General features: G+C 42.6%; 17 protein-coding genes. 2 read left to right on the forward strand and 15 right to left on the reverse strand.

Going from position 1 to position 12,705, the window contains the following annotated elements; translation table 11 throughout:
• Nucleotides 1-15 precede the first annotated feature (15 nt).
• On the reverse strand, nucleotides 16-1,044 hold the full coding sequence (locus AC3WTB_RS02130) for a SepM family pheromone-processing serine protease (protein ID WP_047201772.1): 1,029 nt from the start codon (nucleotides 1,042-1,044) through the stop codon (nucleotides 16-18).
• A 4-nt stretch (nucleotides 1,045-1,048) separates the two neighbouring features.
• On the reverse strand, nucleotides 1,049-1,828 hold the full coding sequence (locus tag AC3WTB_RS02135; RefSeq protein ID WP_041084940.1) for a patatin-like phospholipase family protein: 780 nt from the start codon (nucleotides 1,826-1,828) through the stop codon (nucleotides 1,049-1,051).
• Nucleotides 1,829-1,976: 148 nt separating this feature from the next.
• Here AC3WTB_RS02135 and ylbJ point away from each other — a divergent pair, with 148 nt between their 5' ends.
• Nucleotides 1,977-3,185, forward strand: coding sequence for a sporulation integral membrane protein YlbJ (gene ylbJ / locus AC3WTB_RS02140; protein ID WP_492333248.1), 1,209 nt, complete (start codon nucleotides 1,977-1,979; stop codon nucleotides 3,183-3,185).
• 13 nt (nucleotides 3,186-3,198) lie between these two features.
• Here the strand turns inward: ylbJ and coaD are convergent, their stop codons facing one another.
• The 9 genes from coaD to AC3WTB_RS02185 form a co-directional block, all read right to left on the reverse strand.
• Nucleotides 3,199-3,681, reverse strand: a complete 483-nt coding sequence (gene coaD, locus AC3WTB_RS02145; RefSeq protein ID WP_024426917.1) for a pantetheine-phosphate adenylyltransferase — start codon at nucleotides 3,679-3,681, stop codon at nucleotides 3,199-3,201.
• A gap of 1 nt (nucleotide 3,682) precedes the next feature.
• Complete coding sequence (gene rsmD / locus AC3WTB_RS02150; RefSeq protein WP_216100332.1) at nucleotides 3,683-4,240, reverse strand: 16S rRNA (guanine(966)-N(2))-methyltransferase RsmD; 558 nt, start codon at nucleotides 4,238-4,240, stop codon at nucleotides 3,683-3,685.
• Between the two features lie 310 nt (nucleotides 4,241-4,550).
• Nucleotides 4,551-4,823, reverse strand: a complete 273-nt coding sequence (locus AC3WTB_RS02155) for a YlbG family protein (protein ID WP_003212137.1) — start codon at nucleotides 4,821-4,823, stop codon at nucleotides 4,551-4,553.
• Nucleotides 4,824-4,888: 65 nt separating this feature from the next.
• Entirely contained in the window at nucleotides 4,889-5,338 is a 450-nt protein-coding gene (gene ricF / locus AC3WTB_RS02160; RefSeq protein WP_007499807.1) for a regulatory iron-sulfur-containing complex subunit RicF, read from the reverse strand.
• Nucleotides 5,339-5,395: 57 nt separating this feature from the next.
• Nucleotides 5,396-5,803 (reverse strand): hypothetical protein, encoded by a 408-nt coding sequence (locus AC3WTB_RS02165; protein ID WP_059377049.1) that lies wholly within the window; start codon nucleotides 5,801-5,803, stop codon nucleotides 5,396-5,398.
• 72 nt (nucleotides 5,804-5,875) lie between these two features.
• Nucleotides 5,876-6,124, reverse strand: coding sequence for a YlbE-like family protein (locus AC3WTB_RS02170; RefSeq protein WP_039178297.1), 249 nt, complete (start codon nucleotides 6,122-6,124; stop codon nucleotides 5,876-5,878).
• 19 nt (nucleotides 6,125-6,143) lie between these two features.
• A complete protein-coding gene (locus tag AC3WTB_RS02175; RefSeq protein ID WP_064498407.1) occupies nucleotides 6,144-6,557 on the reverse strand; it encodes a YlbD family protein in 414 nt (137 codons plus the stop codon).
• Nucleotides 6,558-6,668: 111 nt separating this feature from the next.
• Complete coding sequence (locus AC3WTB_RS02180) at nucleotides 6,669-7,712, reverse strand: CAP domain-containing protein (RefSeq protein WP_058837749.1); 1,044 nt, start codon at nucleotides 7,710-7,712, stop codon at nucleotides 6,669-6,671.
• A gap of 122 nt (nucleotides 7,713-7,834) precedes the next feature.
• Complete coding sequence (locus AC3WTB_RS02185; RefSeq protein WP_034663862.1) at nucleotides 7,835-8,257, reverse strand: CBS domain-containing protein; 423 nt, start codon at nucleotides 8,255-8,257, stop codon at nucleotides 7,835-7,837.
• A 161-nt stretch (nucleotides 8,258-8,418) separates the two neighbouring features.
• Here AC3WTB_RS02185 and AC3WTB_RS02190 point away from each other — a divergent pair, with 161 nt between their 5' ends.
• The gene (locus AC3WTB_RS02190) at nucleotides 8,419-8,784 is read left to right on the forward strand and encodes a YugN family protein (RefSeq protein WP_039178290.1); all 366 of its coding nucleotides are present in this window, start codon (nucleotides 8,419-8,421) and stop codon (nucleotides 8,782-8,784) included.
• Between the two features lie 67 nt (nucleotides 8,785-8,851).
• On the opposite strand, the gene ctaG is transcribed toward AC3WTB_RS02190, so the two are convergent.
• From ctaG to ctaD, 4 genes are read right to left on the reverse strand one after another with little or no spacing between them, the layout of a single operon-like run.
• Entirely contained in the window at nucleotides 8,852-9,730 is an 879-nt protein-coding gene (gene ctaG / locus AC3WTB_RS02195; protein WP_492333249.1) for a cytochrome c oxidase assembly factor CtaG, read from the reverse strand.
• A gap of 30 nt (nucleotides 9,731-9,760) precedes the next feature.
• Entirely contained in the window at nucleotides 9,761-10,090 is a 330-nt protein-coding gene (ctaF, locus tag AC3WTB_RS02200; RefSeq protein ID WP_024426910.1) for a cytochrome c oxidase subunit IVB, read from the reverse strand.
• A gap of 2 nt (nucleotides 10,091-10,092) precedes the next feature.
• The gene (ctaE, locus tag AC3WTB_RS02205; RefSeq protein WP_024424780.1) at nucleotides 10,093-10,713 is read right to left on the reverse strand and encodes a cytochrome c oxidase subunit III; all 621 of its coding nucleotides are present in this window, start codon (nucleotides 10,711-10,713) and stop codon (nucleotides 10,093-10,095) included.
• Complete coding sequence (gene ctaD, locus AC3WTB_RS02210) at nucleotides 10,713-12,584, reverse strand: cytochrome c oxidase subunit I (protein ID WP_039178285.1); 1,872 nt, start codon at nucleotides 12,582-12,584, stop codon at nucleotides 10,713-10,715. Before ctaD ends, ctaE begins: the two co-directional genes overlap by 1 nt.
• Nucleotides 12,585-12,705 lie beyond the last annotated feature (121 nt).

Raw genomic sequence — 12,705 nt, forward strand, 5'->3', positions numbered from 1 at the left:
CTGCTCTTTTTTTAGTTAAGATGCTTTCTCTTTTAACTTGTTTAAATAGTTCAGTGCGTCCTGCATTGTGTCCACAGGAACGATTTTCATATCACTTTTAATATCTTTCGCTGTTTTCACTGCATTTTTGTAGTCTGAGTTTGGATCACCTTTATCGTTTGGTGCAAAGAAGATATCTTTTCCTGCTTTATCTGCTGCAACGACCTTTTGATCAATGCCGCCAATTGGCCCGACCGTGCCATCTGCGTCAATCGTTCCGGTCCCTGCAATCGCATAGCCATGAGTTTCGTCTTCCTTTGTTAGCTGGTTATAAATTTCAAGTGACATCATTAAACCTGCCGACGGGCCGCCGATATTTTCAATATCGACCTTAATGGAAGGCGAGACTTTCACATTTCGATCTGTAAATAATGATACGCCAATCCCGACTCGATTCGGCTCTTCTTTAAAAGGTTTTAACTTCACTTGCTGCGTGATATCCTTGCCGTTTCGTTCAAGGACAAAACGGACAGATGTACCTGCTTTTTGACGACTGATATACGACACCATTTTATCAGCAGAGTCATACGTCTTGCCATCAACGCTTTTAATCCGGTCACCCACTTCAATTTTGCCGTAAGCAGGCATGCCTTTCATGACGTAGCTCGCATATACTCCATTAAACGTATAATCTACTTTTTTACCTGCTTTTGTATACGCTGCAATCATGGCATTTTCTTGAGAGCTTTTCATTAGCTGAAGCTGTCTTTTCATATAATCTTCATCCGACTCTCCGTCCGCTTTAATATTTTCTTCTGGGACGATTTCGTCATATTTATTCATTTTCGCAAGCAAATACGTATACGGATTTGCTGGACCTACTTTAATTGTCATAAGAGAGAAGCTGCCCTTCTCACCGTATCCACCGTCCACTTGAATGTGAGGGGCAATTTCTGTTGCATCACCCGGCTTTGTCACGTAATACGGCAGTTTGACAAAAGTTAAGCCAAATAAGACAAGAACAACGATAAAAAAGCTGAGCCAGCGAATATTCAATTTTTTCATTCGATTAACACTCCCATTTATCAATGACATCTTTCAGTTTACCTGTTAATTGGTCTGCGGCGAGCTCACCAGCTTCAATCATCTCCTGAACCTGCGTGAACGAACTAGAGCTAAATGTTTCAAGCCTCGGCCGAATCATGAGATCTGCATGAATGGTTTGATGACGGACCAATTCATTTTGAAGGATGTCCAAACTTTGCATAATCACATCCGATAATCTCGTCGCCTTTTCTGTTTTTTTCACCCTTGATACATCAGAGGCGATGATAAGGTCTGCGCCCATTTCTTTTAACACAGACACAGGAATGCGGTCAACAACCGCTCCATCCACTAGCTGTCTGCCGCCCATTTCGTGAGGAACAAACACGCCTGGAATGCTGATGCTTGCTCTGACTGCTTGTGAGACAGACCCTTCTTTAAACACAACCTTCTCCCCTGTTTCGAGGTCACAGGCGACCACCGCAAGGGGCATTCTTAATTCTTCGAATGTTTTCCCATATGTAAACGTGTGAATCAGCTGCAAAATTCGATTTCCTTTTAAAAGACCGATTTTTGGCAGTGTATAGTCAGCATAATACTTTCTTCTGAAGACAAGTGCAAGTTTTTTCATTTTTTCTACGTCTTGTCCTGCCGCATAAAAGCTCCCAACAAGTGCGCCAATACTGCTTCCTGCGATCATATCTACCTGTATCCCTTGCTTCTCAAGACTAGACAAAACCCCGATATGCGCCATTCCCCTCGCACCCCCGGAGCCTAATGCAAGCCCGATGATCGGTCGCTTCATGAAAATCCACCCTCCTCTTTCTATGCATATATACGAATCTATAGGTCTAAACATGCCCCTACTGCTCGTATAGTAATAGAAGACAGGCTCGGCAAATTTCTTATCACGAGCACGCCAATAGATCATAACGGCAAGGGGCGAAATCTCCATGAAAAAATGGAACACTCTGTTCATCGCTGCTTTTTTTATTTTTTTAACAGCCACTGTGATTACACACCCACAAGCCTCTTTGCAAGCGTCGAAAAATGGACTTGCAATGTGGTGGGAGGTTGTGTTTCCATCATTGCTTCCTTTTTTTATTTTGTCCGAGCTATTAATTAGTTTCGGGATTGTCAGATTTGTCGGAGTATTATTAGAGCCATTTATGCGCCCCATCTTCCGGGTGCCAGGTGTAGGCGGATTTGTCCTAGCAATGGGAATGGCTTCAGGGTTTCCTTCCGGTGCGAAATTAACGACAAGATTGAGGCAGGAAAGGCAGCTGACGCGGATCGAAGCAGAGCGTCTCGTTTCCTTTACAAATTCATCGAATCCATTGTTTATTTTCGGTGCGGTGGCTGTTGGTTTTTTTCATCACCCAGCTCTAGGCATTGTATTGGCAAGCGCACATTATTTAGGGAACCTTGCTGTTGGTGTGACGATGCGGGGATATAAAGCGAGGCATGATGCGCATTTAAGAAGCCGCAAGAAATTTTTATTCCCGCCGTTTAAAGAGGCATTCAATGCTCTTCATACAGCAAGACTCGCAGAGAAAAGACCGCTCGGCCAAATTTTAAGTGATGCAGTCATGTCATCAGTCCAAACACTCTTTATGATTGGCGGCTTTATTATCTTATTTTCTGTGTTTAGCAAAATGCTGTCAGTTGTCCATGTGACAGACCTTTTATCCATAGGGCTCGGATATATGCTGCAAACGATGCACCTTCCGCCAGAATTAGACCTTGCCATGATTGCTGGTTTATTTGAAATCACATTAGGAAGCCAGATGACGGGGTCACAGGAAGTCACCCTTCTCGCTAAAACCATTGTCGTCAGCTTTATTTTAGGATTCAGCGGGTTTTCTGTTCAAGCTCAAGTCGCCGGCATTCTAGCGGCAACCGATATCCGCTTTAAACCATTTTTCTTCGCCCGTTTGCTTCACGGGATTTATGCAGCTGTTTTTGCCTTTTTATTATTCAAGCCTCTTTATGTCTCTCGATCAGACATCGCTCTCCCAGCGGGTGCCTTTAATGCAGGCCAGCAGGTCGTCATGTTCAGCAGCGTGCTTTGGAATCAACTTGTGACAGCTGGTCCTTTGATCACACTTTGCAGCTTGATTGTGTATATCGCGCTCTACTATCGGAAATTAAAAAATGGATGAGTGCCAGGTGCACTCATCCATTAAATTTTTCCTTTAGCGCTGCTTCTACCTCTTTTGGTACAAGATCTTTGACTGCCCCATGATATTTCGCTACTTCTTTGACAATGCTGGAGCTTAAGAAGGAATATTGATTGTTGGTCATCATAAAAAACGTTTCAATTTCATCGTCTAACACTTTGTTCATTGAGGTGCCTTGCATTTCATACTCAAAGTCCGTCACAGCTCTTAGTCCGCGTAAAATGACTTTGGCTTCTTTTTGCTTCGCATAATCAACGAGAAGGCCGTGAAAGGATTCAACTTTGATATTTGGCAGCTCCTTCGTCGCTTGGCGAATAAGCTCACACCGTTCTTCAACAGTAAATAACGGTTTTTTAGATGAATTATTTAATACACATACATACACTTCATCAAAAATCTTTGCACCTCTTTTGATGATATCCAAATGCCCCAATGTGACTGGATCGAAGCTGCCCGGACAAACGGCTATGTTCCCCATATTAATTTCCCCGCTTTCTATAGATCGTAATACCAGTCAATCCGTACAGTTCCTGTCTTGTGATGTGAAGTTGTCCTGCTTCTTCTGGCAGCTTCACATCTTTGTCGTGCTCACACACGATCACGCCGTCATCTGTTAACAAGGCGTGCTCGTCAATCATTTCAAGAAGTGCTTTTAGCTGTTGATCTTTATAGGGCGGATCAAGGAAGATGGCTTGAAAGGATTCATCTCGTTTCACAACAGCTGCGAGTGCACGCTTTGCTTCATTTCGAAACACTTCACTTTGATCCATTAGCGACAATTGATTCAGGTTGCCTTTAATCGTCTGAATCGCCTTCATATCGCGATCAACAAATATGCAATGATCGAATCCTCTAGAAAGCGCTTCAATCCCTAAACCACCGCTTCCTGCAAATAAATCAAGAGCCCATCCGCCATCGAAATACGGGCCGATCATATTAAATATCGATTCTTTTACTTTATCTGTCGTCGGTCTTGTTGATTGACCTGGTACCGCTTTAAGTGTGCGGCCTTTTCTCGTTCCAGAGATGACTCTCATTTTTCCACCACTTTTTCTGCTTGCTTCTATTGGTCATTGTTGATGACAAAAAATTCAACATTATCTTACCACATCACTCCTCAAGGAACAATGCGCGGATTTTCATTCATTTTCTATGTATAGATCAAGAAATCCGGGGTCATACTACTTATAACAGCATCTGATGTGGTGCTGTTGCCAACCGCGGAGAAGACTTACGTTTCCCCATAAGTTCTTCCTCCGGTTTCTCCTCTCCCTTTGCCTTCTCCTTAATGAATCATTAAGAATAGAAGGACCCCGCGGGTGATGCCGCGGGGATTTTTTTGTGTCTTTAAAAGCCCACCTTATAATCATACTCTTTTGCTTTGTCCAATTTGGATTCGTACTCTAATTTAATAAAAGGTTTATATGAAGGCTCAACACGTTTCACAAATGGTAACGAGCTGAGCTTAGCCATATGGCGCTCAAGATCATTCATATCACAATAGATCACCGCATATTTCATTTTCCTTGAAATATAGTGAACATTCCCGAATTTTCTTAGCGCTTTAGACTGCTTTAACGAATGCAGCCAGACGACCATCCCTTGACGTTTGGTTTCCATCTTTTCACCTGCCGCTTTTCAATTCTTTTCATTCATTATGTAAAAGACGAGACATTCAAGTCTCGTCAAGATACTTTACAGCCGCAGCTGCCACCTGATCCACAGCCACCGCCGCATGATGATAGACCATCAAAATATGGGTTCCCTGTTGGAACTTTAATATATGCTGATACAGCTTGACCGATTTCAATACTAATCTCATCTAAGATGGATTGAATCGCTGTTTCTGCTTTTTTGAAATCAACCACTGTATCGTGAAGATCTAGCTTTCTTTTGACCTCACGCATTTCCTTTGAGATCGTTCTATAGTCCGGATGGTATTTGCCGAACCGCTGCACATCCTCATATTGCTCTTTTACTTTTGTAAAATGGGCAATAATTTGTTGGGCTTCTTCGTCTTGCTGGAGACGCTTAAAGCAGTTGCGGTAATGTTCAGCCTCCTCCGACTGAAGAATCATGGCAGCCAATTGATTTGCTTCCTCTTGGAGCTCCACAGATTCGATTGTCGCATACATAAATGTTGCACCTCCAATTCATAGTTTACCACGAAACCTATGGATCAGAAAATGCTTTTACGTGACAAATACATCCCATGTTTCTCTTTTCTGTTTATATTCTGGATGACGAGAATTCAGCACAACGGTCATTTTATGCTTTCCTTTTGAAAGGTGCTTGACCACAAATGCCGCAGTATACTCATTCCCTGCACGTTTCCCGTCTACATACACTGTGAAATATCCCGCCTTCTCGTTCTTTTTTAGACGCTCTGGCTGAAGATGAAAATCTTGAAGTGTACTTTCTATATAGACCGACGATCCCTGCACTTTGTATTTCAAAAAGCCTTGCTGCTTCATTTCGCTTTTGGCTTGCTGCATGACTGGTAATGCTGGGTCTTGCTTGATCACTTGCTCTTCTCCATGTTGACTTTGACACCCGGTAACAAGAAAAAGCAATGCGCCTATTGACAGCATCCATTTCATCATCTGATTCTCCTTTCATCTACTTTTATAGGATGCTCAGGAAATAGACATCTTAATCAACTCAAAAAAGCCTCAACCGGCTCCATTTTGATTGCGCATTGCTTGGAACATTTGAATCATCATTTCAGCCATTTGGACGCTATTGCTCAACTGACTTACACGATGAGGAATGGTTTTTTCGTAAAAGTTCATTTTATCTAATTCAAAGGACGATAGATTTTCAGGATGTCGCGTCAGCTGTCTGTACCAGAGAGGACGCTGCCTTATGAATTTGATTCGATCCTCTTCGGCCATGACAAATTCCTGTACTTCTTTTCGCACCAGAAGCATCCCCTTTCACTTAATCTTTCCTGAAGGAGAATGGGTGCTGACTGCCTCCAGATGAACCTTTCTTTGAACCATTGGATGAAAATTGGCCGAGTAAGCTTTGTAAAGAGGAAATAGACTGGCTCATTTTGTTAATCTGTTCATTCATTTGATCAGCGTCCATTTTTTTCACAGCAGAAACCATTTTAGACATAAAATCTGCTTTTCCTGCTTCACTTGGCTTAGAGGCTTTTTCTTCTTTAGTGTCTTCAGATTTCGATTGCCGGTAAGGTGACCACATCTCATCTTCCTCACCAAACATGACCCAATTCTCGTAGACACTTTGCCAGCTTTTTTCTTGCGTTTGCACTTCTTGAATTAACTTCGGATGGCGTCTGACGAATTGTTTAAATTCATCAATGGATGTTTGTTTTTGCTTGTTTGTCATATCCTCACCCCCCATACAAATGCCTACTATACTATATACACCAGCATCTATTTTGGTGAGCCTCTTTTTAAACATCAAAAAAACAGCTGCGACTTATGCAGCTGCTTTCGTTTAAGATGATTTCTTGATGAAATTCTGGGTGTAATATTTTTCTTTCACCCCTACGCCAAGATGCGTGTAATCTTTATTTAATAACGCCTTCCTGTGACCTTCACTATTGAGCCAGCCCTCTACCGCTGCAGGTCCATCGACATAGTTATAGGCAATGTTTTCACCTGCGAGCTGAAAGCCCACCTCGCCTCTTTCTAACCGGTCTTTCAGCGTACCGTATTTTTTAGATTCATGGGAGAAATAATGATTCTCTTTCATGTCCTCACTATGCATAAAGGCCACTTCAGAGGTTTCATCATCCCACTTTAAGATCGGCAGGTTGTACTTATGGCGGATAATATTGGTCATATCAAAAATTTGTTTTTGACTGGATGTTTCGATATCTTTCCACTTTTCGCCCGATATCGGCTCAGGTTCTACCAATTGACCTCGGTAGACGACCTCATACGGCTTTTGTTTCACAAATGTATCTGCGTTGAAGGCCCTGATACTTGAAAGGGTGCTTTCAAACTTATCCATGTAAAGCTGAACATACACATCATCTCCCACTTTCACAGTGGGTCTTGTATTCATATCATCTTCTGAGAATTCAAAGCGGTATGAATTTTGTTCATCCTCTACATGAATGTAAGGTGCAATTTGTGTTTTCTTAAATACTTCACTCGTGGCTTGACCGATTTTAAATGGTTCTACATTCAGTCCGTCTCCTGTTGCAAACAAGGTCACCACTTTACTATCCTTTACCCCTACTTGAATATAGTGCTTCTTCGATTGGTTGTAAATCCACCAGTCATAATCATATGCGGAAGGATCAATGCGATCTGGTTCTCCCAGCTGTTTAAGCACTTCGTTTGAAGATTTCCCCATAAAGGACATGAGCCCCTTCTTTGGGATATTGATCGGCTTATCGCTAGATGTTTCTTCATTAGACACCTTCGGTTCATTGCTGTTTTCTTTTTCTGGTGAAGATCCATATTGAATAAACAGAACGTACGTTCCAGATATAATCAGGAGGATGAGGAGTGTTTTGAGCACAGTTTTCAAATAAACACCTCCGTTAAATTGGCAAGGTACAAAAAGTACCTTCTACTGTCATTTAAACAAAACTTGCTCCATTTATCAACGACAATACAGCCTATTTAACACGAATTTAAAATATGCCCCTCTTAATGAAGAAATCCTTGTCCATGATCTTGATCCTGTTGAGAGATTTCTGTCAGTGCATCTCCCGCGCGATCATTTGATAAATCTTCGACAGATAAATCTCCAAGAGCGACAATTCCTGTTAATGCGCCGTTTTTCACAACGGGAATGCGGCGGAGCTGATGCTCTGACATGAGTCGGACAATTTCTTCAAGCGTTGCATCTTCTTCAGCTGTTAGTACTTCCTTTGTCATCAGCGAGCCCACTTCCTGTGAATTTGGCTTTTTTTCTGCAATGCCTCTAAGCACAAGGTCACGGTCTGTCACTATTCCAACGAGCTGATCTCCGTCAACTACTGGAATGGCACCGATGTCAGCATCTCTCATTTTGACTGCTGCTTCATACGTATTGTCATCCTGCTGACATGTCACTACTTTTTTTGTCATAATATCTTTGATTTTTTTCGTTTTCACGTTAATTCCTCCATCCGTTATTTTCTTTATTACTGTAACCAGCTTATAAAAGAACATACCTTTCACAGTTGAAAGTTTAACGCTTTCATACTATGATTGTCAGTAAAGGGAAATTTTATAAGGAGGGGTTTTGGGTGAAGTTTGAAGGTACGGGGATTGAAGAGGTATCAGCTGACTTAAATAAATTAGATTTCATTATGGAAAGTGAAGGATTTGTACGAGCCGATCAATGGGATTATGAGCGTGTGACGTACGACAGAAAGTACAGCATGGTAGAGGGAACCTTTTATTTACGAATTTCCGGCTACGCCACTGAAGGAGATGTCGGTTCCAAAAAGGCACACATCCAGCTTCTAACACCATTACTTGGAAAACATTATTATCCACATGGCGTTGAATATGGCGAAGGCGAAGAATTCCCTAAGTCTCTCATCCAATCAAGCAAAAAAACACTCGCACAGCTGAAGGAAAAACTAGAAGCCATGACGGCTGAAGCATAAAACAAGGCTAAAATGATCTTTTAGCCCTTTTTCTAAGATGAAAGCACAGCCAGTCGGCTGTGCTTTTTTATTCATATTTCGGAATAAGCGCATCTGGTACGGCATCTTTTGCTCTTTCTTTTCTTGCCCAGTCAAAGAAGACAACAGCAAGAATAGAGCCGTACACAATCTCCTGAATAATTTTCATCAAAATGGCACCTAGCTGCTGATCCTCTAGCAGCGGCAAGGTGTGGAACATATCAGGACCAGTGAGAGCAAGGCCTGCAAGCATATCACTTGGCACACATAAATGCAGTGCTTGTATCCATGCACCTGCATCAGAATAGGTTGCATAGATCGGTGCCTCACTAAACATGATGAGTGCACAGGCCGGAGTCATCAATATCCCGTCTGCCATGATATATCCAAGCTTCAAAATGCCTGTGATCTGCGGCAGACTTTGGACTTTATGGACAAGCGGCCACCACATGAAAAAGGCAGCGATAAAAATAACAACCGTCATCAATGCATGGTAAAACGGATCTGTTTTCACAAAATCAAACACAAGTGGAATGTGATACAGCGAAAACAAGCCGTTAAACCCAAGCAGTGCAATTAAAGGCTTGGAAAACAAACGGAAAAAGGCTTGAATACCTGGTATTTGAATGATCCGCTCCCAGATGGCTGCAGGCAATCCTGTAATAAGGAGAGGCGGGATGACTAAATAGAGCACCGCCATTTGCGCCATATGTGCACTAAACATAATATGCCCCATTAAATCAATTGGGCTCCCTTTCACAGCATATAACAGAACAAGCCCCGTCAGAAATAACGTTTTCTCTTTCACGGTCGCACGGTGCTTCCCCTTTGTCACAAGAAGCAGATAAAGAGCAGCTGCTATCACAATACAAGTCAAATAATAAGGGCTCCATAATGCCCGAAATCCGAATATTTCTAAGTTCTCCATTGCTGCGCCTCCTTCAAGGGCAAAGCGGGTTTACCACCATATAATGGTCAAAAAGGCTAATACGGTAATAAACGCAACAAACACACCTGAGTATAGAAACAAGGCGGGTGTTTCATGCCCTTTTTGGTTCATGTGCATAAAATAATAAAGCTGAAAAGCCACCTGAATGCCTGCAAGCAGTAAAATAAATGGTACTGCGAACCAATTTCCAACGTCTTCTGAGGCGATCGTTAAAAACGCAACAAATGTTAATCCAATCATCAAGCCGAAAGAAATGAGCTGATGCTTCATTTCTTCGGCATTTTTCTTTTTACGATATACAAGGTCGACTTTGGACTGATTTGTGTTTTTATTTCCCATTCTTATCCCACCATTCCCATTAAATATACAACGGTAAAGATGAAGACCCACACAACATCAATGAAGTGCCAATAGAGACTTGCCACATAATATTTCGGTGCATTGTATAAATCGAGTCCGCGTCTCATATTTCGAATCATGAGAGCGGTAATCCAGCAAAGTCCGAAGGCGACGTGAGCTCCGTGAGTTCCTACAAGTGTATAGAAGGAAGAACCAAGAGCTGAGCTGGTAATCGTAAATTCATACGCATGCACGTAGTGATAAAACTCATAAATCTCAACCCCTAAAAATCCAGCACCTAAAAGGACCGTGATACCAAGCCAAAGCTGCATCTTTTTAAAGGCAAAGTTTTTCATATGATACATGGCATACACACTCGTTAAACTGCTCGTTAATAGAAGCATTGTGGCAATAAAGACAAGTGTGAGGTCAAACATATCAGTTGTTTTTGCTCCGCCTGCATTTGAGTTTTTCAGCGCCAAATACGTGGCGAAAAGCGATGCAAACAGAACGGTTTCTCCTCCAAGAAACAGCCAGAACCCGACAAACTTATTCTTCCCTTCTAACGTGGCTTTCTCAGGAGAAGCCGGAAAGGTTTCCGCCGTCATTTTTTGTGGTTCCATTATGCTTTCACCCCTTTATCATCGTCGTCGGTCAAATCTTCTTTGTGAATATGGTATCCATGATCATCTTTCAGAGACCTAACGAGCATGGTCGCAAACGTAATACCAAGACCAATGAAGATCACTGGAAGCCCCCAGTCGTGCTCTTGGCGATACATGAAACCAAACGCTGACACAAATAGACCGAATGAGATAATGACAGGCAAAATGGAGTTATTCGGCATGTGAATATCATCGAGCGGTTCAGATGCTGTCATTCCTTTTTTACCATCCATTTTTTCAATCCATAATGGATCTAGTCCTCTCACAAGCGGAAGCTGTTTGAAGTTGTATTCTGGTGGAGGCGAAGACACTGCCCATTCAAGTGTTCTTCCATCTCCCCAAGGATCGCTCGATACACGCTCCCCTTTTGCTGTTGTCCAGATGATGTTAATCAGCATGATCACAACAGCTACAAACATAAACAGTGCCCCAATCGTACTGATCAAGTTCCCAAGCTCGAGACCCTGACCTGGCAGGAATGTAAAGACCCGGCGCGGCATACCCCATAGACCGAGAAAATGCTGGATAAAGAAAGTTAAATGGAAACCGATGAAAAACAGCACAAAGCCAATTTTTCCAAGTTTCTCATTCAGTATCTTTCCAAACATCTTCGGCCACCAGTAATGCACACCTGCTAAAATACCGAATACAACCCCGCCGATAATGACGTAATGGAAATGCGCCACAACAAAATACGTATCATGGAACTGATAATCCGCTGCAGCTGCCGCAAGCATGACCCCGGTTACCCCGCCAAGTAAGAACGACGGAATAAAGGCAACAGAATAAAGCATCGGCGTTGTAAACTTCACATTACCGCCCCATATCGTGAGCAGCCAGTTGAACACTTTAATTCCTGTTGGCACCGCAATTGCCATGGTCGCTACGGCAAAGATCGCATTGGCGATAGGTCCAAGCCCTGTTGTGAACATGTGATGCGCCCACACCATGAATCCAAGGAAACCAATCAATACAGTAGCGAACACCATGGACGAGTAGCCAAACAGTCTTTTTCTTGCAAACACAGGAATGATCTCAGAGAAGATTCCAAATGCCGGCAGGATCAAGATATATACTTCCGGGTGTCCGAAAATCCAGAACAAATGCTCCCAGATGATTGTATTCCCTCCAAGCTCTGGATTGAAAAAGCTCGTGTCAAACATTCTATCAAGCATCAGCATCGCAAGCCCTGCTGTCAGCGGCGGGAATGCGAATAAAATAAGTGCGGAGGCGACAAATGTCGTCCAAGTAAAGAGCGGCATTCTCATATACGTCATACCAGGCGCTCTCATATTAATAATCGTTGCAAGAAAGTTAATCCCGGCAATCAGCGTACCAATACCCGCTATCTGCAAACCTAAAATATAGAAATCCATTCCATGCCCTTCTGAATTCAGCGTGAGCGAAGCGTATGCAGTCCAGCCTGCATCAGGTGCTCCGCCCATAAACCATCCAAGGTTTAAGAAAATTCCTCCGAAAAAGAATAACCAAAAACCAAGTGAATTCACAAACGGAAATGCTACGTCACGCGCACCAATTTGAATTGGTACAACCGCATTCATTAATGCAAATAAAAGCGGCATAGCTGCAAGGAAAATCATTGTCGTTCCATGCATCGTCATGATTTCATTGTAAACCCCTGCACTGACAAAATCACTTTCAGGGATGGCTAGCTGAATACGGATAAACATCGCTTCGATTCCGCCAACCAAAAAGAAAAATCCCCCTGCCACTAAATATAATATGGCAATTTTTTTGTGGTCAACCGTTGTCAAGTAATCCCATAAGACAGCGCCAAACCCCCGCTTTTTAGCTATTGTACTCACCATGAAATCCCCCTCTTATCTCCCATTTGCCCCTTTTCATATAGATGTCTTTCTTCACGATCCTTTAAACAGACTATGTCTGACAGATGACGACTTCTCGGTTGTAGAGACATATTCGGGAGCT

The organism is Bacillus sp. EB106-04-04-XG123 (assembly GCF_058791855.1).